Below are 23097 nucleotides of genomic sequence, written 5' to 3'. Positions count from 1 at the left end.
TTATTCCGTGGTGAGCGCCCGATATCAGTCCCGATACGGCGGGGTGGATTCCGTGCGCAGCGCCAGGATCATCTCCAGGCGGGCGTCCGGATCGTGCAGGGCGTCGCCGAACAGCTTCTCCAGCTGGCGCAGCCGGTAGCGGACCGTCTGCGGATGGATGTGCAGCCGGGCGGCGACATCCGGGACGTTGCTGCCGTTGAGCAGCCACACCAGCAGGGTCTCGGTGAGCCGGGCGCGCTGCCCCGCCGACACCGCGTCAAGTGGGGCGAGGGCACGCGTCCGTAACCGGCCGAGCAGCGGCTCGTCGGCGTGGAGCACCAGCGTCGACAGATGATCGGCGCAGCGCACCACCTCCTGCCGGGGCAGGACACCGCGCCCCATCAGCCCGAGCGCCCGGGTGGCCCACCGCAGGGACCGCGCCGCCTCGGCGAGCGGCACCGTCGGCCCGATCGCCGCCGGCCGGCCGCGCAAGGCGAGGGTGAAACCGCGCCCGGCCCATCGCCCGGTGCCGTCGGGATCGGGCACCAGCATGCGGGGCGGCCGGGAATCCATGTCCACCAGCGCTCCGGAGGAGGCCAGCGGCCGGTCCTCCTCGCCCCGGTCGGGGCCGCCGGCGAGGGCCACGACGGCGACCTGCCGCGGCACCGTCCATCGCGCGCTGTGCGCCAGCTTGCGTATCGCCTCCGGGGCCACCGGGTCCTCGCCGAGAAGCAGGTCGAGCAGTCGGCGACGGCGCCGCTCCAGCTCGTCCGAGCTGCGCAGCTGCCCTTCCGCGTACCCGGCGGCAGCGGCCTCGGCGACCTCGTGCACGGTCTGGAACGCCAGTTCGCCCAGGGCGGCCACGACCGCCGAGTCCAGCCCGAGGGTTTCCGCGGTGCGGCCCATGCGGCGCCAGGCGTGCATGCCGCCGACCCGCAGCGCGGACTGGAGCACGTCCAGGCTGCGGCCCTCCTGGGCCACGGCGCGCCCGAGGGCGTAGTACGTCGCGGCGATCGACTCCCCGTCGTCGCGCGGGTCGGCGATGTGGTCCACGAACAGGGTCAGCGCCTGCACCACACCGGCTCTGAGGTTCCTGGCGTACGGACCGTCGGGCGGCTGGGCGTACTCGGGCACCTGGCGGCGGACCTCCGCCTCCACCGCGTCGGCCACGGCGGCCAGTTGGGCGCGCAGCAGCTCGGCCAGTTCGGCCGGGACCGGCGTGGCCCCGGGTCCGTTCGGCACGTCGCGCGGAGTCGGGAACGCCATCGCGGACACTCCTTTCGCCCGGAATCGGCTCGCCCGCGAGGAGTTGCCCGTGGGGCGCGAGGGACGTCCCTGATTGGACGGGCGTTCCCTCCGCTCCGTTCCGTGCCCCCACGGCACCGACATCACTCCGGAACACCCAGAGCACGGGCGAGCATCGGCCACGACCGGGTGAACTCGCCTTTCCAGTAAGCCCAGTTGTGGCCCCCTCCGGCGTAGAAGTGGCTGTCCACGGGGATGCCGAGGCGTGCCAGCGCGTCGGTGAACCCGTGTGCGGAGGACCACAGCGCGCTCTCCAGCGCACCGGGCAGCGGATCGCCGCCGCCCCCGAGCAGACCGCTGCCCTGGGAGACGTACAACGGTGTGCCGCGCAGCCCCTCGGCCCGGGCACGGGGGTTGAAGTCCCGCCAGGTGAGGAGGTTCAGGATCGGATGGCCCCACAGCGAGGCGGCGGGCAGGTTCTCCCGGGCCACGATCGCGTCCACGATGACGGGCACGCCGGGTGCCGTGGTGTCCAGGACCCCGCTGTAGGAGGCCGCGGCGGCGAACACGCCCGGATGCCGGGCCGCGTGCGCCATCGCCCCGTACCCACCGGTCGACACCCCGGCGACGGCCATGACACCGGAGGCCCGGTAGTCACGGGCCAGCAGCGCGGGGACCTCCGACACCTGGAACGTCTCGTAGTCGACACCGTCGCGCCAGACGCTGGGAATGCCGGTCGGCCCCGCGTCCGGCATCGCCACGATCAGGTCGCGGCCCGCGGTGAAGGCCTCGATGTCCGTCTCACGCGTCCAGGACGTGTAGTCGTCGTGGGCGCCGTGCAGCAGACAGAGCACCGGATATCTCCGGGCCGGCGCCGAGTCGAAGCCCACGGGCAGGATCAGCCGCACCGGCGCGCTGCGGCGCAGGGCGGCCGAGGCCACGGACACGTCGAAGGTGCGCGCCCCCACCTGCGTCGCCGCCCTGGCACGGCCGGCGGCGGTGCCGAACAGGGCGGCCAGACCGGCGGTCGCCGCCTTCGCGACGGTGCGCCGGGACATTCTGGTGATGCGGTCGGGCATGGCGGCTCCTCGCGTCGGGGGTCGGTTCAGGGAGCGGGGATGCGTTCGGTGAGCGCTCGGCCGAGTCGGGCGGCGATCTCGTCCACGTACGGCGGGTCGAGCAGGGCCAGATGATGGCCGGGCACCCGGACGACCTCCAGACGCGGGCACACCTCGTCCCATCCCAGTGCCTCGTCGTCGCGTTCGTACGCCGGATCGCGGACCGTGTGCGGCGCGGGCTCGGTGGCACGGCAGAGCAGGACGCGGCCGTCGTACCAGCCGGGCTGGTGCGCCTCGCCGATCCGCAGGTCCAGGTAGGAGGCCCGCTGGTGCTCCAGCGCGGCGCGCGGCACGTCGGCGGCTTTTCGTACGGCGGCGAGCACGGCGTCGATCCGGTCCCCGTCGTCGTCCATCGCCACCAGCTCGTCGTAGGGCAACTCCAGTCGCCCGCCGTAGGTTTCGGCGACGTACCGCGCGAAGCCCTCGAGGTGGGCCCGAACGCGGTCGCCCGGCGTCTGCCCGGGGCGGGGAAGGGGCCGTACGGAGTCGATGAGCACCACGAGCGGTATCTCCCGTCCGTCGGCGGCCAGTTGCCGTGCCGTCTCCTGGGCGACGAAGCCGCCGAAGGACCAACCACCCAGCAGCAGCGGCCCGTCGGGGTGGGTGGAACGGATCACGTCGGCGTAGCGGCGCGCCTTGTCCGTGACCGTGCGGGACTCGTCGAGCCGGTCGAGGCCGAACACCGGTTGGTCGGCGCCCAGTCGTTCGGCGAGTGGCTGATACACGGTGCTTGGACCGCCGGCCGCGTGCACGAGGAACAGCGGCGGTCGGGAGCCGGTGGCGCGCAAGGGACGCGGGGTCGCGCCACCGGCCGACTGGGGGAGGGTCTGCTCGATGCGGGTGGCCGCGTCGGCGACGGTGGCGGCACCGAGCAGGTCGCGCAGCGGCAGTTCGATGCCGAACTCCCGCTCGACGGCCGTACGGACGCGGACCGCCATGAGGGAGTCCAGGCCGAGGTCGGCGAGCGCGGCCGTGGGAGTGACGCGGGTCGGGGAGTGGCCGGACACGGTGGCGATGTGGTGGATGAGGCGGGCCAGGACGGGGGAGTGGCCGGTGGTCATCTGTGGTGCGGCCGACTGCGTCTGGCCGCGGCCGTGTTCGGGTGAACGCGCGTCAGTACCGGCGTGCCGTCGCGTCGACGGCCCCGCCCTTCCGTCCGTCCACCAGTGCCGCACGTGCCGCCACCGCGGCCTCGGCAGGTCGATGACCCGGCCGGGTGGCAGCGGCAGTCGCCGGCCCGCCGTGTACAGGGCGCCCAACTGCCCCAGGAACGCGGCCGATCCGTCCGCGTCACGACGCAGCGTGGCCGACGCGAGCGCGTCGGGCACGGTGTCGGCGACGGCGCCCGTGAGCACCGGATGGGGTGAGATCTCGAGGAACGCGGTGTGGCCGTCGGCGGCCGCCGCGGCGACGGCCCGGTCGAGGCGTACGGGTCTGCGCAGGCTGGCCGCCCAGTGAGCGGCGTCGAACGCGCTGGTGCCGCGCGGGTCGTCGAGGACGGTGGAGTAGACGGGCACGCGGGCCCGCCGCCCCCGCACCCCGGCCAGCGCCTCGGTCAGCCCCGGCAGCAGCGGATCGACCTGCGGGGAGTGCCCGGCGCCCACGACCCGCATCGCCCGCGCCACCCGGCCCTCCTCCCGCAGGCGGTCGACCAGACGGCCCACCGCCGCCTCCGTCCCCGTCACGACCTTCTGCCGCGGCGAGGAGTGCACAGCCACCCACACCCCCGGGAAGTCCCGTTCCAGATCACCGAGTTCGCGGTCCTCCACATCCACGACGGCCATCGCACCACCCCGTAGTCCGCTCAGCAGCCGGGCCCGTACGGCGATGACACGCGCCCCGTCCGCCACGTCCAGGGCACCGGCGCACACGCTTGCCGCCACTTCGCCCATGGAGTGGCCGATCACGGCCGCGGGTTCGACCCCGTACGCGCGCCACAGTTCGGCGAGCGCCAACTGCATCCCGAACAGCAGGGGTTGGGCGGTGTCGAGACGGTCCAGGCCGGTGCCGGCCGCGAGGTGGTCGTACAGGGACAGGCCGTCGCACTCGGCGGCGAGCTGCGGGTCGAGCTTCTCCACGGCGGCGGCGAACTCGGGTTCCTCGGCGAGCAGCCGGCGTCCCATGCCGGGCCACTGGGTGCCGTACCCGGAGAAGACCCACACGGTGCCGGGACCCACGAGGTCCCGGTCGCCGGTCGTGACGCGCTCGTCCGGGCGCCCGGCCGCCAACTCGTCGAGGGCGGTGGCGAGTTCCTCGCGGTCGCGGGCCACGATCGCGGCCCGGACCGGGCCGCGGCCGGTGCGTCCGGCGAGAGTCCGCGCCACGTCGGCGGGTTGGGCCGCGCGTCCGTCGGGTGTGCGCAACCAGCCGGCGAGGCGGCCCGCGGTGTCGCGGAGGCGTTCGGGGTCGGTGTCGGACAGGAGGTGCAGACGGGCGGCGGGAGCGTCGTGCGGTGCGGGGAGCGGGGTGCGCCATTCCTCCAGCACCGCATGGGCGTTGGTGCCGCCGAAGCCGAATCCGGAGACTCCGGCGGTGGCCGTGCCGCTGTAGCGGGGCCACGGCTCGGGTTCGCTCACGACACGCAGCCGTGGGCCGGACAGCGCGCTGTCGTCAGCGCAGTGCAGGGAGGGCGGGATCAGGTCGTGGTGCAGGGCGAGCACGGTCTTCACCAGGCCGGCGACCCCCGCGGCGGCTTCCAGATGGCCCAGGTTGCCTTTCACCGAGCCCAGCAGCAGCGGCTGGTCGGGGTCACGGCCGCGGCCGAGGACCGCGTCGAGTGCGCCCGCCTCGATCGGGTCGCCGAGCGGGGTCCCGGTGCCGTGCGCCTCGACGAGGTCGACGTGCGCGGGGGTGATCCCGGCTCGCGCGTAGGCGGTCTCCAACAGGGCACGCTGGGCGGCCGGGTTGGGGGCCATGAGGCCGTTGGAACGTCCGTCGGAGTTGACGGCCGTGGTACGGATCACCGCCAGCACCCGGTCGCCGTCCCGCTCGGCGTGGGACAGCCGTTTGAGGATCACGGCCGCGCATCCCTCGGCGCGCCCGATGCCGTCGGCCGCAGTGGAGAACGGTTTGCACCGGCCGTCCGGCGCGAGGGCGCCCGCCCGCCGGAAGGCCACGGTGACGGCGGGCGACAGCAGCAGGTTGACCCCGGCGGCGATCGCCGTGTCGCTCTCGCCCGCCCGCAGACTGACACACGCGTGGTGCACCGCGACCAGCGAGGACGAGCAGGCGGTGTCCACCGCCAGGCACGGCCCGCGCGTGTCCAGAACGTACGCCAGCCGGCCGGCGGTGACGCTCAGGGCCGCTCCCGCCGGCGCCCAGGGATCGACGGCGTCGGGGTCCGCGCCGGTCAACTGCCCGTACTCCGGGGCGGAGACGCCGACGAAGACACCCGTGGCGGTGCCGGCGAGGGAGGAGGCCGGGACGGCGGCGTGGTCGAGGGCCTCGTGGACGACCTCCAGCAGCATCCGCTGCTGCGGGTCCATCACGGCGGCCTCACGCGGCGTGATGCGGAAGAAGTCCGCGTCGAACCCGGCGATGTCGTCGAGATAACCGCCGTAGGGATGTGCGTCGGCGGGCGGGAACGCCGTGAAGTCCCGCCAGCGGTCCTCGGGCACCCGCCGGATCGCGTCCCGGCCCTCGCAGAGCAGCCGCCAGTAGTCCTCTGGTCCGTGCACCCCGCCGGGCAGCCGGCAGCCGACGCCGACGACCGCGACGGGCTCGCCGGGGGCGCCCGGCGCCCTCCCCAGCGGCGCGGGGCCGGGAGGCGTACCGCACAGCCGCGCCACCAGCGCCTGCCCGGTCGGCGCCTCCCACAGCAGGGTGGGGGGCAGTTCGCAGCCCGTGACGCGGGACAACTCGGCGGTCAGGGCTATCGCGTCCCGCGACGACATGCCGAGCTCCGCGAGTTGCCGGTCCATCGGCACGTCCTCCGGGGCGGTGCCGAGCCACGAAGCCACCCGCTCGGCGATCAGCCGCCGCAGCGCCGCCGCGTCGACGCCCCTCATCCGGCGGCCCTCGACGCGATGCCGGCTGAGGAAGGGGGCGCGGCTCCAGGGGGATCACCGGCCGTGCCACCAGGCGGGTGACCGGCCGTGGTGCCAGGCCCCGCACCGAGCGTGCCACCGGCAGTCCCGCCAGCCGCGCCGCGGGACCCGCCGCCAATGGAGTCACCAGGCGCGCCACTACGCGGGGCGCTGCCCCCCGACGCGCTCCCCGCCTCCGGGCCACCCCCCGACCCGCTCCCCGTCGCCGCGCCGCCCTCCCTCCCGTACGCCCCCTCCAGATACCGCGCCCGCGTGAGCGTCCGGGACACCTTGCCGCTGGACGTGCGGGCGACCGCCCCCGGCGGCACCAGCACGACCTCGGCGAGCCGCAGCCCGTGCCGTGCGGAGACGGCGCCGCGCACCGCCCGCACCACGGCCGGTACGTCGAGCGAGGCGAGGGAGGCGGCCCGTACGTGCTCGGCCACCAGCACCACCCGCTCGCCCGTCCCGCCCGGCACGGCGAACGCGGCGAGCCGGTCGCGGCGCACCGCCGGATGCGCGTCCTGGGCGGTGGCCTCCAGGTCCTGCGGATAGTGGTTGCGCCCGTCGACGATGACGAGATCCTTCAGCCGCCCCGTGACGATCAACTGCCCGTCCAGCACCGCCCCCAGGTCGCCGGTGCGCAGCCACCGCCCGTCCGGTGAGCCGGCCCCGGCGGCGAAGGCGGCGCCGAAGACCCGCTCGCTCTCCGCCCGCCGATTCCAGTAGCCGCGCCCGACGTTGGGCCCCTGCACCCACACCTCGCCGACCTCCCCCTCGGGCAGGACGGCCCGGCTGACGGGGTCGGCGATCCGTACCCGCTGACCCGCCGGGGTGCCGCAGCCGGCCAGCAGGACGGCCCTCGGGTCGTCGGGGCGCGCGGGCAGCGCCTTGCCGGCGGCGAGGGCGTCCCGGTCGAGCGCGAACCGGCGGAGCGGCTGCCCGGGCCGGGCGGCACTGACGAAGACCGTGGCCTCGGCGAGCCCGTACGAAGGACAGTGCGCGGTGACCGGCAGGCCCCGGTCGGCGAAGGCCGCCTGGAAACGGTCGGCGGTGCCCGGGCGGACCGGTTCGCTGCCGTTGATCAGCGCGGTGACGCCGTCGAGACGGAGACCCGCCTTCTGTTCGTCGGTGACGGCGCCGACGCAGTAGTCGTACGCGAAGTTCGGCGCGGCACCGATGGTCCCCGGATGCGTGCCGAGCAGCCGCAGCCACCGTACGGGCTCGTTGAGGAAGGCGGCCGGGTCCATCAGCACCGACAGCGCGCCGCGCACCACGGGCGCGGCGACGCTGAGCACCAGCCCCATGTCGTGGTACAGCGGCAGCCAGCCCACACAGGTCACCGGGCGGGTGTCGGCGCCGTACGCCGCCAGGGCCTGCCCGGCGTTGGCGACGACGTTGGCGTGGGTGATCTCCACACCTGCCGGAGCCCGTGTCGAACCGGAGGTGTACTGGAGGTAGGCGAGCGCGTCGGCGTCCACGCCGACCGGCGGCCGGTCGCCGGCCTCGTCGTCCGGCACCTCGTCGGCGCAGACGATCCGCGTCCCGCTCCCGCTCAGCAGGTCCCGCACCTCTGTCGCCGCCCGGCTCGTGGTCACGACGGCCGCGGGACGGGCGTCGGCCAGGACCCGCGACAGCCGGTCGCCGTGCCCGGGCAGGCCGGGCGGATACAGCGGTACGGCGACCAGCCCCGCGGTGAGCGCGGCCAGGAACCCGGTGACGTACTCCGTGCCCTGGGGGCACAACAACGCGACGCGCGCACCGGGTTCGGCCTGCGCGGCGAGGCGGGCGGCGATCGCCCGTACACGCACGTCCAGGCGCCGCCAGGTCAGCGTCCGGTGGACGCCGCGGGAGCCTGGCACCGGGAAGTCGACGAAGGTGAGGGCACGCCGGTCGGGGGTGGTGGCGGCCCAGTGCCGCACGTATTCGGGAAGGGTCCGGCACGCGGGGGAGAGCGGGGGGTGGCGGCGGTCCATGGGGTGGTGGCTCCTGACGTCGCGGGGGAGGGATGTGCCTCGGTGCGGATCGCTGGGAGGGGCCTGAAGGGCTCAGAGCGGGATGTTGCCGTGCCTGCGCTGCGGCAGCGGCGCGCGTTTGCCGCGCAGGGCGGCCAGGGCGCGGCGGATGTGGTCGCGGGTGTCGCGCGGGGCGATGACGGCGTCGACGTATCCGCGTTCGGCGGCGACATAGGGCGTGCCGTGGGTGCGCTCGTACACGGCGACCAGGCGGGCGCGGAGCGCGCCGGGATCGTCGGCGGCGGCCAGTTCGCGCCGGTGCAGGACCCCCACGGCCCCCTCGGCGCCCATCACGGCGATACGGGCGCTGGGCCAGGCGAGGTTGATGTCGGCGCCCAGGTGCTTGGACCCCATCACCGCGTACCCGCCGCCGTACGCCTTGCGGACCACGACCGTGACCTTGGGGACGGTGGCCTCGGCATAGGCGTACAGCAGCTTCGCGCCGCGGCGGATGATGCCGCCCCGCTCCTGCCGTACGCCGGACAGATAGCCGGGGACGTCGGCGAACGTCAGCAGCGGAACGCCGAACGCGTCGCAGAACCGTACGAACCGCGCGGCCTTCTCGGACGCGTCGATGTCGAGGACCCCGGCGGCGTGCAGCGGCTGGTTGGCGACGACCCCGACCGACCGGCCCTCGACACGTGCCAGGGCGCAGAGGATGTTCGGCGCGAACAGCTCCTGGACGTACAGCAGTTCGCCGTCGTCGACGACCGCGCGCAGGATCTCCCGCATGTCGTACGCCTGCCCGAGCCGGTCCGGCACGACGGCGTCGAGAAAGTCCCCGGCCGGCGCGTCGCCGGGGGCGTACTCCGGTGGCGGTTCCAGGTTGTTGGCGGGCAGGTACGACAGCAGTTCGCGTACGACGTCCAGGGCGTCGTCCTCGTCGGCGGCCAGGAAGTGTGCGTTGCCGTTGACGGTGTTGCTGGTGCGGGCGCCGCCCAGCTCCTCGGCGGTGGCCCGCTCGCCGGTGACGGCCTCGATGACGTCGGGGCCGGTGACGAACATGTGCGAGGTACCGTCGACCATCACCGTGAAGTCGGTGATCGCGGGGGAGTAGGCGGCCCCGCCGGCGCACGGGCCGAGCACGACGGAGATCTGCGGGATCACGCCCGACGCCTGGACGTTGCGGCGTACCAGTTCGGCGTAGAGGGCGAGGGAGGCGACGCCCTCCTGGATGCGGGCGCCGCCGGAGTCGTTGAGCCCGACGACCGGGCAGCCGGTCTTCAGGGCGAGGTCCATCAGCGCGACGGTCTTCTCGCCGAACGCCTCGCCCATGCTGCCGCCGAAGACCGTGGAGTCCTGGGCGAACACGCACACCCGGCGGCCGTCGACCGTACCGAAGCCGGTGACCACGCCGTCGCCGTATGGGCGCCGGCCACCGCTCCCGTCGGCCCGGGCCCGTACGAACAGCCCGGTCTCGGTGAAGGAACCCTTGTCCACCAGCCGTTCGACCCGCTCCCGAGCCCCGAACTCCCCACGCCGGCGCGGGCCGCCCGCCACCAGTGCCTGCTCACGGCGGCGGTGCAGGTCGCCGATGCGTTCCGCGGTGCTGCGCCGGGGCACGTGTGCACCCGCCTGCGGCGGGCCGGATGTCGTCGCCTCTTGAGTCACAACCACCTCCGAAGTGGTTGTCGAATATGGCAGTCCGGCGACGAATATTTGAGCGAATCACCTTCGGCTGTGGGGGAGTTGAGTCCTCCGGATCCCGAATTCATCCCCACATGACAAGGGGCGGCGGGCCGTCGGTCGGTCGGACGGCAAAGCCGGCCGGGGCGGTCGCAGTCGGCCCTGCACCGCCCCGGCGACCGGTCAGCCGGCCGCGAGCAGCGTGAGGGTGTCGATCACGCGGTTGGAGAAGCCCCACTCGTTGTCGTACCAGGCGACCACCTTCACATGGCGGCCGTCGACGCGGGTGAGAGCCGAGTCGAAGATCGACGAGGCGGGGTTGCCCACGATGTCGGACGACACCAGCGCGTCCTCCGAGTACTCCAGGACGCCGGCGAGCGGCCCCTCCGCGGCGGCGCGGTACGCCGCCAGCACCTCGTCGCGCGTCACGTCACGGGCGACGGTCGTGTTCAGCTCGACGATCGAACCCACCGGCACCGGAACGCGGATCGAGTCGCCGGACAGCTTGCCGTCGAGGTTCGGCAGCACCAGGCCGATCGCCTTCGCGGCACCCGTCGTGGTCGGCACGATGTTGACCCCGGCGGCGCGGGCGCGCCGGGCGTCGCGGTGCGGTCCGTCCTGAAGGTTCTGCTCCTGCGTATAGGCGTGCACCGTCGTCATGAACCCGTGCTCGATACCGGCGAGTTCGTCGAGGACGGCGGCGAGCGGCGCGAGCGCGTTGGTGGTGCAGGACGCGTTCGAGACGATCGTGTGCACGGCCGGGTCGTAGGCGTCGGTGTTGACCCCGTACGCGAGCGTGACGTCGGCACCGTCGGACGGCGCGCTGACGAGCACCTTCTTCGCGCCCGCGTCGAGGTGCGCGGCGGCCGCCTTGGCCGAGGTGAAGCGGCCGGTGGCCTCCAGGACGATGTCGACGCCGAGCTCGGCCCAGGGCAGCTGCGCCGGCTCGCGCTCGGCCGTCACCTTGATCCGCCGGCCGCCGACGACCAGGGTGTCCCCGTCGACGGTGACCGGGCGTCCGAGCCGGCCGGCCGTGCTGTCGTAGGCGAGGAGGCGGGCGAGCGTGGCGGGCTCGGTGAGGTCGTTGACGGCGACGACCTCGAGGTCGCTGTCGCGCTCCAGCAGTGCGCGCAGCACGTTGCGTCCGATGCGGCCGAATCCGTTGATGGCGATGCGAGTCATGTGTGGGGTCCCTTCCCTTTGCCACCAGGGTCGCGCGCGGCGCGGACCGCTGACAGTGGCGTGATCGCCATGGTTCAAAAGGATCCCGCCACGCCCTTGAAGGGCGCCCTTGAGGGGCGGGTCACTCACCCTTGGTGAAGGTGCGCCGGTACTCGCTCGGGGTCGTCCCGAGGATGCGCTGGAAGTGCAGACGCAGATTCGCGCCGGTGCCGAGGCCCACGTCGGCGGCGATCTGCTCGACGCTGCGCTCGGAGCGTTCCAGCAGTTCACGGGCCAGGTCGATGCGGGCGCGCATCACCCACTGCATCGGCGTGTACCCGGTCTCCTCGACGAAGCGCCGGGAGAACGTGCGTGCCGAGACCCCGGCCTGCGCGGCCAGGGTGTCGAGGGTGAGGGGCTCGCCCAGCCGGTGCAGCGCCCACTCGCGGGTGTCGGCGAACCGCTCACCGAGCGGCTCGGGCACACTGCGCGGCACGTACTGGGCCTGGCCACCGCTGCGGTACGGGGCGGCCACGAGCCGCCGGGCCGCGTGGTTGGACGCGGCCACTCCGAGGTCGCCGCGCAGGATGTGCAGGCACAGGTCGATCCCGGAGGCGGCACCGGCCGAGGTGAGCACGCTGCCCTCGTCGACGAACAGCACGTTCTCGTCGACCTGGACGAGCGGATGCCGGGCGGCGAGGGCGCGGGTGTAGTGCCAGTGCGTCGTGGCGCGCCGGCCGTCGAGCAGGCCCGTCGCGGCGAGCGCGAAGGCGCCGGTGGAGATGGCGGCGAGCCGCGCGCCCCGGTCGTGCGCGGCGATCAGCGCGTCGACGACGGCCCGCGGCGGGTCGTCGCGATCCGGGTGCCGGTACCCGGGGACGAAGACGACGTCGGCCCACGCGAGGGCGTCGAGGCCGTGCTCGACGTGGTACGCGAGGCCGTCGCCGCCGGTCACGAGCCCTGGCGTCGCCCCGCACACCCGCACCTCGTACGGCATGCTCGCGCGGGTCGTGAAGACCTGCGCCGGGATTCCGACGTCGAGCGGCTTCGCACCCTCGAGCACGAGGACGGCGACGCGATGCAGACGGGAGGCTGGCACAGGGAGAGGTTACGTGGGGTCCGACCTCGGCACCGGCGCCGGCCGAGGCGGTAAAGGGCTGGGCGCGGCGCGGGCTCGGGGGCGACGCTGGGGCGATGGATCAGGTGCGGGAGATCGTCGCGCTGCTGGACCGTGTGCTGGGCCGGGACGCGCTCGGCAGCTACCTCCACGGCTCGGCCGTGCTGGGCGGCCTCAGACCGGCCAGCGACGTGGACATCCTGGTCGTCACCCGTCGCCCCATGGAGGAAGGACAGCGCCGATCGCTCCTCGGCGGCCTGCTACGGATCTCCGGCACCGGGAACGGCACCCGCCCCGTCGAGCTCACCGCCGTCGTCCGGTCCCGGGTCCGGCCCTGGCGGTACCCGCCGCCCGCCGACTTCCTCTACGGCGAGTGGCTGCGCGGCGCGTACGAGGCCGGGGAGGTCCCCCGGCCCGAGCCGATGCCCGACCTGAGCCTGCTCATCACCATGACCCTGACCGGCGACCACCCGCTGACGGGTCCGCGCCCGGCGCGGCTCCTCGACCCGGTGCCGGCCACGGATCTGGCCCGGGCGAGCCTGGCGGGCATCCCCGCTCTGCTCGCCGACCTGGACAGCGACACCCGCAACGTCCTGCTGACCCTCGCCCGCATCTGGACCACGCTCGCCACCGGCCGGATCAACTCCAAGGACACGGCCGCCGACTGGGTCCTCACCCGACTCCCGCCGGAACACCGGCCGGTTCTCGAACACGCCCGGCACCTCTACCTCAACTGCCCGTACTCCGAGGAGAGTTGGAGCACCGCTTTGCGGGCGCAGGTACGTCCGCATGTGGACCGCGTGCTCGCCGAGATCGACCGGCTGCGCACGGAGAGGCCGATGCCCTGACCGTGCCCGGGGAGACCGCCGTATCGATCGGTCAGGTCCCGGAGCCGGCCCCTTCCGCGAGCAGCGTGCGCAGGGGACCGGTGTCTGGTGTGTCGGCGACGGCCGCGTCGATGGCGTCGTCCATACCCTTCTCCCACGACTCGGGCAGGATCAGCCCCGGCCGATCCGACCAGGCGATGTCCGGCGCGGCGTGACCGGACTCGGCGAGGCGCAGAAGGATCAGGCCCGCGACGCCGTCGAAGATCCGGGGCCGGATGAAGTCACGCGCCGACTGGCCCGTCAGCCGAGCCGCCTGATACGGCCTGGGCATCCGGTCGGCGACCTCCATCCACAGCAGGCCGCGGTCGAAGACGTCGAGGATCTCCTCCAGGCCGGGCAGCAGGCGCTCGTCGGCCTTCTCCACGGACGCCTCCGAGCGCAGTGTTCTGGCGACGGCGAGCCGCAGCGGCCCGGACCACTCCTCGGCGTCGGCGACCGCGCGGGCCATGGTGAGGTCGTCCCAGCTCATGCGCCGCAGCAGTGCCGCCTCCGGCGCCAGCGTGCGCGCCTCCAGTTCGGCGAACACCCGGTCCGTGTCCCGCAGCAGCGTCAGAGCGGCCGGCTCATCGGCCGGCTCGGCGGCCGACTGCTCGGGCCGGTCATCGGCGGGCAACTGCTCTATCAGTGCGATCCGCTCCGCCAGCGGCGGGTGCGAGTCGTACGGGTGTGGCCGCGGCGGTCGCTGACCGGCGCGCAGCGCGGCGAGCTGCTCCCCGCTCCGGGCGGCGAGCAACCGGCGGAAACCGCCGTGGACCTCGCCGACCGGGGGCAGCGCTGTCAGCGGACTGCCCATCGCGGCGTACCTCTGCAGGTAGTGGGTGTGTGCCGCGTCGAGCACCGGCAGCATCCGCAGGGCGGAGGCCGTCACGTCACGGCCCGCGTACCGGGCGGCCATCCGGTCCGCGGCGAGTTCCTGGTGCCGGGCCGCGGACTGGGTGATGCGCAGGAACATCCTGGCGTAGCCGACATACAGGACACCGATGACGTAGTGGAACCGGGTGCTGCCCTCCTGGAAGGCCTCCACCGTGTGGATCAGCGCCTGCCGGCCGCGCGCAGTGACACCGCCGAGACGGGTGTCGCCGTTGCCGTAGTGCCCGAACTCGTGGACGAGGACGGACCGCAGCTGCGGGACCGTCAGCCCGGCGAGCAGCGGCAGGCCCAGGACCATCCGGCGTCGGCCGTGCAGCAGTCCCAGCAGCCGGCTCTGCTCGATCACGCCCGCGTTGACCTCGGCGTCCAGATACAGCTCGTCCGGAGGCCGCTGCCCGGTCGCTTCGGCGGCGGCCCGCACCTGTTCCCACAGTTCGGGCTGGTCGTCGGGGGCGACCGCCACCGCGTCGGTCACCGGCCCCAGCCGGCCGGCCCGCAGAAAGGCGAACATACCGCGCAGGATCGCCCACGCCAGCAGGATGGTGACGGTGATCGCCGCCCCCTCGATCCCGGCCGCCCTCTCGGTGACCAGCCGTGTCACCACCAGCCAGTCGAACACCGCCATGACCGACAGCAGGGCTCCGCCCATGAGGAAGAAGCCGACCAGGAGCACGAACGCGCGGACAGCACGCAGTCGGTACGACATCGAGAAACCCCCACCCACGTGCCGCGACTGCACGAGAAGTTCACAAAGTGTTCGCGGATCTTACCCGCAGGACGCGTGGCGGATCCGAGGCGCCCTCTCGATGCGGGCGGCCCCGTTCCCGCGCGTCGCGATGAGTTCCGCCGGGTCCGGCAGTCGTACTGTCGAAGCCGCCACCGAGGAGGACCACTCATGCGCACCGTGACGTACTCGATGAACATCTCACTTGACGGCTACATCGCCGACTCCGGCGGTGACTTCGCGTGGTCGGAGCCGGACGACGAGGTGTTCCGGTTCTGGATCGACGACATCCGCGGGGTCGACGTCCATGTGCTCGGGCGTCGGCTGTACGAGACGATGCTGTACTGGGAGACCGTCGACCAGGACGATCCGGCGCTCGACGAGGCGACGCGCGAGTGGGTCGCGCTGTGGAATCCGCTCCCGAAGGTGGTCTTCTCCCGGACGCTGACGTCGGTCCAGGGCAAGAACGTCCGGCTGGTCTCCGGGAATCTGGTGGAGGAGATCGAGCGGTTGCGGGCCGAGCCGGGGGACGGCGAGATCGCGATCGGCGGCGCGGAGCTCGCCGCCCAGGCGGCCGCGGCAGGACTGATCGACGAGTACCGGAGCGTCGTGTACCCGGTGCTGGTCGGCGGCGGAAACTCGTTCTATCCGCGGCATGAGCAGCGCGCGGATCTCGAACTGGTCGAGACCCGCACCTTCAAGTCGAAGTTCGTCTACCTGCGCCACCGCGTGGTGCGCGGCGTCGGGCAGGGATGAAGCCCGGCCACCACGGGGGCACGGTGGCCGTCTAGCGGTGCAGGCGGGTGTTCAGGCGCGCCGCCTGGCGGGTGAGGTGGTCGCGTTCGGCGAGATCGGTGGCCTTGTGGGCGGCCTCGGCGTACAGACGGGCCGCCGTCCTCAGGTCGCCGTCGCGTTCGTGGAGGTAGGCCGCCACCGCCGTGTGCCGGGGCAGCGCGGGGTCCAACTCGGCGAGGGCGGCCAGACCGGCGCGCGGTCCGTCGGCCTCCGCCACGGCGACGGCGCGGTTGAGCCGGACCACGGGGCTGCCGGTCAGGCGCAGCAGTTCGTCGTACCACTCCACGATCTGCACCCAGTCGGTCTCCTCGGCGCGGGGCGCGTCCGCGTGCAGGGCGGCGATGGCGGCTTGGGCCTGGTACTCGCCCAGCCGGTCGCGGGCGAGGGCCGCCTGGAGGATCTCCACGCCCTCGGCGATCAGGCGCGTGTCCCACCGGCCGCGATCCTGCTCGGCGAGCGGCACCAGGCTCCCGTCGGGCGCCGTCCGGGCGGCGCGGCGGGCGTGGTGGAGCAGCATGAGGGCGAGCAGCCCGGCCGCCTCGGGATGGTCGACGGCGGCCGTCAGCTGCCGGGTGAGGCGGATCGCCTCGGCGGCGAGGTCGACGTCGCCGGAGTAGCCCTCGTTGAAGACGAGGTAGAGGACGCGCAGGACGGTGGCGACATCGCCGGCCCGGTCGAGGCGGACGCCGGAGACGGTGCGCTTGGCGCGGCTGATGCGCTGGGCCATCGTCGCCTCGGGCACCAGGTACGCCTGGGCGATCTGGCGGGTGGTCAGGCCGCCCACGGCGCGCAGGGTGAGCGCGACGGCGGACGACGGGGTGAGGGAGGGGTGGGCGCACAGGAAGTACAGCTCGAGGGTGTCGTCGACCGTGGGCGCGGGACCGGGCGCCGGTTCCTCCTCGAAGCGGTCCTCGCGGCGGCGGCGTGCGGTCTCGGCGCGGGTCGCGTCGAGGAACTTGCGCCAGGCCACGGTGACCAGCCAGCCCTTGGCGTCCCGCGGCGGGTCGGCGGGCCACACGCGCAGTGCCTCGACGAGCGCGTCCTGCACGGCGTCCTCGGCCGCCGCGAAGTCTGCTCCGCGGCGGACGAGGACGGTGAGGACGCTCGGGGTGAGGCCGCGCAGCAGGGCCTCGTCCATCGGTGGGGTCACTCCGTGACCGTGCAGTGCGTGCTCATGACCGGCCGGACCTCCAGCCACTCGTGGATCGGCTTCCCGCCCGCGCCCGGCGCGGCGGACAGTTCCGCGGCCAGCTCCAGGGCACGCTCGTGGCTGTCGACGTCGATGATCGTCCAGCCGGCGATGAGGTCCTTGGTCTCGGCGAACGGACCGTCGGTGACCGGCGGGCGCCCCTCACCGCCGTAGCGGACCCACGACCCCTCCGGGGCGAGTGCCTGACCGTCGACGTACTCACCGGACTTCTCCAGCCGTGCCGCGAAGTCGTTCATGTACTGCATGTGTGCCGAGATCTCCTCGGGCGTCCACTGGTCCATCGGCACGTCGTTCACCGCCGCCGGGGCGCCGCGGTAGTGCTTGAGCAGCAGGTACTTGGCCATGATCGGTCTCCTCGGTGCTGGTGCGGCCCATTGTGGTCGCGTTCACTCCCGGGACGGAGCCGGACAGGGGATCTCGACATCACCGGCAGGACAATTTTTTTTCCCGTACTCACATGATCGGCTCGTCCTCGGTGTCGGCGTCGAAGAGATACGTCTCCACGAACGGCATGCCGAGGTGCGGGGACAACCGAACGCCCGGCCGGGGAGGCCCGGCCGGGCGTTCGGTGCGGTTCGATCAGGGGCTGATCAGTTCACCTCGGTGATCCGCCAGCGCTGGTTGGAACCGGAGTTGGCCTGCCATGTCGTGACGGCCGCGCCCTCGTTCGTCGCCTGGTCGCCGACCTCCAGGAGGCGTCCGGTGGCCTGGTTCACCAGCGTCCAGGTGCCGTCGCCCGTGGTCGAGAGGATCCACTCGGTCGCCGGGTCCCGGTCGCCCGTGTCGGGCTCGATCACCGGCACGTTGTCCCGTACGGCGAGCCGCTTGCCCTCGGCCGGGTTGGCGAAGACGTAGCGGGCCCGGTTGCTCCCCTTCTTGCCGTACTTGGCCTCCAGGCGCCACTCCTGCGCCACCGTGCCGTTCGCCGAGTTGATGACCAGGTTGGTGCCGTTGGCACCAACGGTCACCGCCTTGCCGCTCTGCACCCCGGTCAGCGTGTAGGACGCGCCCTTGCTGAACAGGCTCGCGTCCTTGGCGACGCCGGAGACGCCCTTGACGGCGAAGGAGGTCACGGACTGGGCGGGGACGGTGTACGTCGCCTTGGCGTCGACGACCTTCACCGGGGTCTGCCGCACCAGCTTGCCGGCCGCGTCGGTCACGGTCGGCGTGACCGTCGCGTTGTCCTTGATCTTCCCGAACTTGGACAGGTCGATCGTCACCGCGCGCGGCGCGGTCGTGGAGTTGACGTGGACCAGCGAGGCGCCCTTGCCGTCCTTCGTGACCGCGGCGGCGCTGGAGGTGTCGTTCACCTTGATCAGGCGGTCGCCGGGCTTGATGAAGTGCGTGAAGTTGCGGGCCGTGTCGAACTTGGTGTTGGTGTAGATCGGGCAGGACTTCAGCGTGTCCGTCTTCGTGCAGCTGAACGGCAGCTGGACGGAACCCCAGTTGCCGCCCTTGGCGGACTCGCCGCCCGGCTTCATGTTGTCGTAGTCCTCGACCGGCTGCCAGAACACCCAGGCCTTGGGCTCCAGTTCACGCAGGTCGTTCACCATCTGCTGGGCGAGGCCCAGGCCGGGACGCATGTCGGTGAAGCTCTGCCCGTCGCCCCAGTCGCCCTCGACCTCGCTCATCCACAGCGGCTTGTCGGCCGCCTTGGCCAGGTCGCGGACCGTGGTGCGCTGGGAGGTGCCGTAGGTGTGGACGTTCATCTGTCCGACGAGGTCCTTGGACGCCTGGGAGTAGGAGTTCCAGTTGGTCGCGAACAGACCGGGGTTGGTCTCGTCCATCGCCGATATGTCGGCCTTGACCTTGGCCTCCTTCAGCGCGGGCGCCAGCGCGGCCAGCACCTTCTCCTGCATCGCGGGCCCGATGTGCGCGCCTTCCTGGCGGCCGCCCACCGGTTCGCCGTTCGCGTCCAGACGGGTGCCCCAGTACCCGGTGTTGGGCTCGTTGAACGGGTCGACGGTGTCGACCTTGATGCCCTCGGCCTTCTCCAGCCGCTTCGTCGCCCCGGCGAGGTAGGCGGCGAAGTCGCCGACCGAACTCTCCTTCAGCTGCTCGGCGTTGGCGTTGAACCCGCCCGAGACGTAGCCGCTCTCGGTCATGAACCACGGCGGGGAGTTGGAGAACGTCTCCCAGTGGTCGATGTCGTGCTTGATCCGCTCGACCCACCAGCGCTGCGTGGCGTCCGCGTCCGGGTTCCAGTCGGCCGGGTCGTCGGCGCTCCACCAGTCGGTGTCGGTACGGGTCGTGCCCGCGGGCGCCTTCCACCAGCCCTCGACCGCGCCACCGGCGCGCAGGTAGTCCTTCACGTCGGGGGCGTTGCCGCCGCCGATGTTGTAGCGCGCGATGTTCAGTGCCAAGCCGTCGTCCCCGAAGAGTAGATCAGCGAGCTTCTCGCGGATCTCCTTGGGGTAGTCGCCGGTGGCGTTGGCGAACCAGACCAGGCTGGTGCCCCAGCCCTCGAACGCGTCCTGCTTGTACGACGGGTCGGGCTGCACGGTGACCGACGCGACGGCCGCGTCGGCCTGTGCGAGCGGCGCCGGCCCCGAGAGCAGTGCCGCTCCGGTCGCCAGCGCGGTCATCGACGCTGCCCCGAGGAGCCGTCTGCTGCGGGTGAGTCCTGCCATCGTGTGCTCCCAGCTCTCATAGGTGGAAACGCTGCGGTGGTCCCTCCCGCCGGACCTTGCGGGGAGGGGGGTGCCCCCGGGCGGGCCATGTGCCGCCCGGGGAGACAACTGCGGTCAGGCCGACGGCCGGCGCACCACGCCGACCTCGCGCGGCCCGAGGACGAGCCCGCCGTCGCCGGTCGTGCCGTACAGCACGTCACCGGCGAATCCGGGCACCGGCACCGTGTCGTCGGTGCGGTTGACCAGGAACAGGAACTGCTCCTCGTCGTTCCTGCGGACGACCAGCTCGACCCGTCCGCGTGCCTCGGCGGGGAGTTCGCTGTGCACGCCCGCCGGTTCCAGCAGGCGCGGCAGCAGCGCGGTGAGTCCCGCGACGCCGAGGCGCGTGGAGACGTACGACGCCGAACCGGCCGCCGCCGTACGGCGGGTGACGGCGGGCCGCCCGGCCTGGTTGCCGGTGTCGTAGCGGGCGAGGACCTCGGTCCGGTCGTCGGCCAGGGTGATGCGGTCGGTCCACAGGGTGCCGGTCGAGCCGTCGTCCAGGGACACCGACTCGTCGGCGAGCAGCGGGCCGAACTCCTCGACGCGGATACCGAGCAGCTCGCGCAGGGCGCCGGGGTAGCCGCCGAGCCAGATGTGGTCGTTCTGGTCGACGACGCCGGAGAAGTAGGTCGTGACCAGGTGGCCGCCCTGCTCGGCGTAGCGGGTCAGCTCCTTGGCGAGCTCCGCCGGGACGACGTGCAGGACCGGCGCGATCAGCACCTCGTAGCGCGCGAAGTCGCTCTTGGTGGTGATCAGGTCGGCGCGCACGCCGAGCGCGAGGAGCGCGGAGTACCAGTCCAGGCCCTCCTGGCGGTAGTTCAGCAGCGAGGTGGGGTGGGAGTCCTGCTCGCTCGCCCACCAGGAGTCCCAGTCGAAGACGATGCCGACCTTCGCGCTCTCGCGGTGCGAACCGGCCACCGGGGCCAGCGTCCTGAGGGTGGCGCCGAGTTCGGCGACCGCGCGGAACAGCTCGCTGTCGGCGCCGGCGTGCGGGACCATCGCCGAGTGGTACTTCTCGGCGCCGGCCGCCGACTGCCGCCACTGGAAGTAGCAGACGGCGTCGGCACCGTGCGCCACGTGCAGCAGCGCGTCCCGGGCCAGTTCCCCGGGCCGCTTGGCCACGTTCACCGGCTGCCAGTTGACGGCGCTGGTGGAGTGCTCCATCAGGAACCAGGGACGGCCGCCCGCGATGCCGCTGGTGAGGTTCGCGGAGAAGGACAGCTCGTCGCGGGACTGCGGGCCGGGGTGGACGTAGTGGTCGTTGGAGACGAAGTCGATCTCCTCGGCCCAGTCCGCGTAGTTCATGCCCTTCGTCTCGCCCATCACCATGAAGTTGGTGGTGACCGGGACGTCCGGGGTGATCTCCTTCAGCAGGTCCCGCTCGGCGCGCAGATAGTCCTTCAGGACGTCGGAGGAGAACCGCTTGAAGTCCAGCTGCTGCGTCGGGTTCGGGTGCGAGGCCGCGAGGCGCGGGGGCAGGATCTGCTCCCAGTCGCTGTAGCGCTGCGACCAGAAGGCCGTGCCCCAGGCGTGGTTGAGGGCCTCCAGCGTGCCGTAGCGGGCGCGCAGCCAGTCGCGGAAGGCGCGGGCCGCGTCGTCGGAGTAGTCGTAGACGTTGTGGCAGCCCAGCTCGTTGGAGACGTGCCAGGCGACCAGCGCGGGGTGGTCGGCGTAGCGCGTGGCCATCTCGCGGACCAGGCGCAGGGCGTGCTCGCGGAAGACGGGGGAGGTGGGCCGCCAGTGCTGGCGGGCGCCCGGCCACAGGGTCTCGCCGGTCGCGGTGACCGGCAGGATCTCCGGGTGGGCCGTGGTCAGCCACGGCGGCGGCGAGGCGGTGGCGGTCGCCAGGTCGACGCCTATGCCGCCCGCGTGCAGCAGGTCCATGACCTCGTCGAGCCAGCCGAAGTCCCAGGTGTCGGCGGTCGGTTGCAGCCGCGCCCAGGAGAAGATCGCCACGGAGACGACGGTGACACCGGCCTCCCGCATCAGCCGGACGTCCTCCTCCCACACCTCCCGGGGCCACTGCTCGGGGTTGTAGTCGGCGCCGAAGGCGAGACGCGGGGTGAGGTCACCGTCCGCCCCGCGGCGGCGGGAGTGGAGGGTGGAGATCATGGCGGTCCTTCCGAAGGGGTGGTGCACGGGGGCGGCGCGGCCCGGGAGCCGCGCCGCCCGGCGTTCATTGCTTCCGCGAGAACTGCTTCGCTTCTGCGAGAACTACTTCTCGATGGTGAAGCCCTGCTCCTCGCCGTACTTGACCGAGGCGTCCTGCCAGGCCTTCAGGCCCTGTGCCAGCGTGGTGCTGGAGACGTACGCCTTGCCGACCGTGTCGTTGAAGATCGAGTTCGCGTACTGCTGGAACGGCAGGTAGGACCAGTCGCTCGCCACGTTCGCCGCCGACTCGGCGAAGATCTTGTTCGCCTCCTGGCCGTCGAAGTAGTCGAACTTCTTGCTCTGGAACGCGGGGTCCTCCAGCTGCGCCTTGGTGGCGGGGAAGGCGCCCTGGTCGACGCGGGTGGTGACACCGGCGCCGGCGTTGGCGTACTCGGTGAAGGCGTAGGCGAGTTCCTTGTTCTTGGCCAGCGCCGGGACGGTCAGCGAGGAGCCGCCGTTCTCCGCGCTCGCCTTGTCGCCCTTGGTCCAGGCCGGCATCGCGGCGGCGCGCCACTGGCCCTTGGCGCCGGGGACGCCGGTCTCGAAGTTGGCGGGCATCCAGGCGCCGGTGGTCAGGGTGGCGATGGTGCCGTCACCGAGGCCCTTGTACCAGTCGTCGGTCCAGCCGTTGATCGGGGCGAGCAGCTTCTCGTCGATCAGCTTCTGCCAGACGGTCTCGAACTTCTTGGCGCCGGCGTCGTCGAAGTTGATGCCGACCTTGGTGCCGTCGACCTTGTAGGGGCGCGAACCGGCCTGCCACAGCATGGAGGTGGTGAAGCCCGCGTCACCGGCGTCGTTGGCGATGTACGCCTTCGGGTCGGCCTTGTGGATCTTGCGGGCCGCGTCGAGGTACTCGTCCCACGTGGTCGGGACGGCGACCTTGTACTTGTCGAAGACGGTCTTGTTGTAGAACATCGCCATCGGGCCCGAGTCCATCGGCAGACCGTAGACCTTGTCGCCGTCGCTGACCGCGTTCCACGGGCCGGGCGTGTACTTCGAGGCGAGCTTGGCGGCGCCGTACGGGGCCAGGTCGGTCAGGCCCTTGGTGAGGGAGTACTGGCCGAGCGCGAAGTACTCGACCTGGGCGACGTCCGGGACGCCCTTGCCGGCCGAGATCGCGTTGGACAGCGCGGTGTAGTGCTTGTCGCCGGAGCGCTCGCTGACCAGGTTGACCTTGACCTTCGGGTACTTCTTCTGGAAGTCGGCGGCCACGGTCTTCAGGGTGGGCTCCCAGGCCCAGACCGTGATGGAACCGCCCTTGTCCAGGGCCGCCTTGATGTCGGCGGCGGAGACGGCCTTGGTGTCGGAGTCGTCGTCCGAGCCGCCGCAGGCGGTCACGCCGAGGGCGAGGGTGGAGACGAGGGCGATGCCGCGCAGGATGCGGCTCGTGGTTCTGCGCATGGAGGTGCTTCCACTTCTTCGTGGGTGGGACAGGTGAGGGTGGTGGTGCTTAAAGAGGTGTTTCCAGCGGTGTTTCAAGGGGTGTTTCAGGGGTGCTGCAT

The 23097-nt window shown here is 72.6% G+C and carries 15 protein-coding genes; 2 read left to right on the top strand and 13 right to left on the bottom strand.

The features are described from left to right. Positions 1–24 precede the first annotated feature (24 nt). The 7 genes from ACFUO4_RS31375 to ACFUO4_RS31345 all read right to left on the bottom strand — a co-directional run bounded on the left by ACFUO4_RS31375 (position 25) and on the right by ACFUO4_RS31345 (position 12268). Entirely contained in the window at positions 25–1245 is a 1221-nt protein-coding gene (locus ACFUO4_RS31375; RefSeq protein ID WP_383491189.1) for a PucR family transcriptional regulator, read from the bottom strand. Between the two features lie 122 nt (positions 1246–1367). Then, a complete protein-coding gene (locus ACFUO4_RS31370) occupies positions 1368–2303 on the bottom strand; it encodes an alpha/beta hydrolase (protein WP_383491187.1) in 936 nt (311 codons plus the stop codon). Positions 2304–2329: 26 nt separating this feature from the next. After that, complete coding sequence (locus tag ACFUO4_RS31365) at positions 2330–6349, bottom strand: beta-ketoacyl synthase N-terminal-like domain-containing protein (RefSeq protein WP_383491185.1); 4020 nt, start codon at positions 6347–6349, stop codon at positions 2330–2332. Further along, on the bottom strand, positions 6346–8343 hold the full coding sequence (locus ACFUO4_RS31360) for a fatty acyl-AMP ligase (protein WP_383491183.1): 1998 nt from the start codon (positions 8341–8343) through the stop codon (positions 6346–6348). The genes ACFUO4_RS31365 and ACFUO4_RS31360 overlap by 4 nt, the downstream gene beginning before the upstream one ends. A 72-nt stretch (positions 8344–8415) precedes the next feature. Beyond that, positions 8416–9945, bottom strand: coding sequence for an acyl-CoA carboxylase subunit beta (locus ACFUO4_RS31355; protein ID WP_383491181.1), 1530 nt, complete (start codon positions 9943–9945; stop codon positions 8416–8418). A 246-nt stretch (positions 9946–10191) separates the two neighbouring features. Next, a complete protein-coding gene (gene gap / locus ACFUO4_RS31350; RefSeq protein ID WP_383491179.1) occupies positions 10192–11190 on the bottom strand; it encodes a type I glyceraldehyde-3-phosphate dehydrogenase in 999 nt (332 codons plus the stop codon). A gap of 121 nt (positions 11191–11311) precedes the next feature. Further along, positions 11312–12268, bottom strand: a complete 957-nt coding sequence (locus ACFUO4_RS31345) for a GlxA family transcriptional regulator (protein WP_383491177.1) — start codon at positions 12266–12268, stop codon at positions 11312–11314. A gap of 95 nt (positions 12269–12363) precedes the next feature. Between ACFUO4_RS31345 and ACFUO4_RS31340 the strand changes: the two genes are divergently transcribed. Next, the gene (locus ACFUO4_RS31340; RefSeq protein WP_383491175.1) at positions 12364–13134 is read left to right on the top strand and encodes an aminoglycoside adenylyltransferase family protein; all 771 of its coding nucleotides are present in this window, start codon (positions 12364–12366) and stop codon (positions 13132–13134) included. A gap of 31 nt (positions 13135–13165) precedes the next feature. Here ACFUO4_RS31340 and ACFUO4_RS31335 read toward each other — a convergent pair whose 3' ends face one another. Continuing rightward, on the bottom strand, positions 13166–14749 hold the full coding sequence (locus ACFUO4_RS31335; RefSeq protein WP_383491173.1) for a M48 family metallopeptidase: 1584 nt from the start codon (positions 14747–14749) through the stop codon (positions 13166–13168). Between the two features lie 189 nt (positions 14750–14938). Here ACFUO4_RS31335 and ACFUO4_RS31330 point away from each other — a divergent pair, with 189 nt between their 5' ends. Further along, on the top strand, positions 14939–15523 hold the full coding sequence (locus ACFUO4_RS31330) for a dihydrofolate reductase family protein (protein ID WP_383491171.1): 585 nt from the start codon (positions 14939–14941) through the stop codon (positions 15521–15523). A gap of 31 nt (positions 15524–15554) precedes the next feature. Here ACFUO4_RS31330 and ACFUO4_RS31325 read toward each other — a convergent pair whose 3' ends face one another. The 5 genes from ACFUO4_RS31325 to ACFUO4_RS31305 form a co-directional block, all read right to left on the bottom strand. Further along, entirely contained in the window at positions 15555–16700 is a 1146-nt protein-coding gene (locus ACFUO4_RS31325) for an RNA polymerase sigma factor (RefSeq protein ID WP_383491587.1), read from the bottom strand. 8 nt (positions 16701–16708) lie between these two features. Then, positions 16709–17116, bottom strand: coding sequence for a YciI family protein (locus ACFUO4_RS31320; protein WP_383491169.1), 408 nt, complete (start codon positions 17114–17116; stop codon positions 16709–16711). Positions 17117–17362: 246 nt separating this feature from the next. Beyond that, complete coding sequence (locus tag ACFUO4_RS31315; protein ID WP_383491167.1) at positions 17363–19402, bottom strand: RICIN domain-containing protein; 2040 nt, start codon at positions 19400–19402, stop codon at positions 17363–17365. A gap of 114 nt (positions 19403–19516) precedes the next feature. Next, positions 19517–21556, bottom strand: coding sequence for a beta-galactosidase (locus tag ACFUO4_RS31310; protein WP_383491165.1), 2040 nt, complete (start codon positions 21554–21556; stop codon positions 19517–19519). Between the two features lie 102 nt (positions 21557–21658). Continuing rightward, positions 21659–22996 (bottom strand): ABC transporter substrate-binding protein, encoded by a 1338-nt coding sequence (locus tag ACFUO4_RS31305; protein WP_383491163.1) that lies wholly within the window; start codon positions 22994–22996, stop codon positions 21659–21661. Positions 22997–23097 lie beyond the last annotated feature (101 nt).

The organism is Streptomyces sp. NPDC057280 (genome assembly GCF_042668605.1).
In the GTDB taxonomy this organism is placed as follows: domain Bacteria; phylum Actinomycetota; class Actinomycetes; order Streptomycetales; family Streptomycetaceae; genus Streptomyces.
Note: the sequence above shows the minus strand (reverse complement) of the source record. Positions and strands in the feature narration are given on the sequence as shown.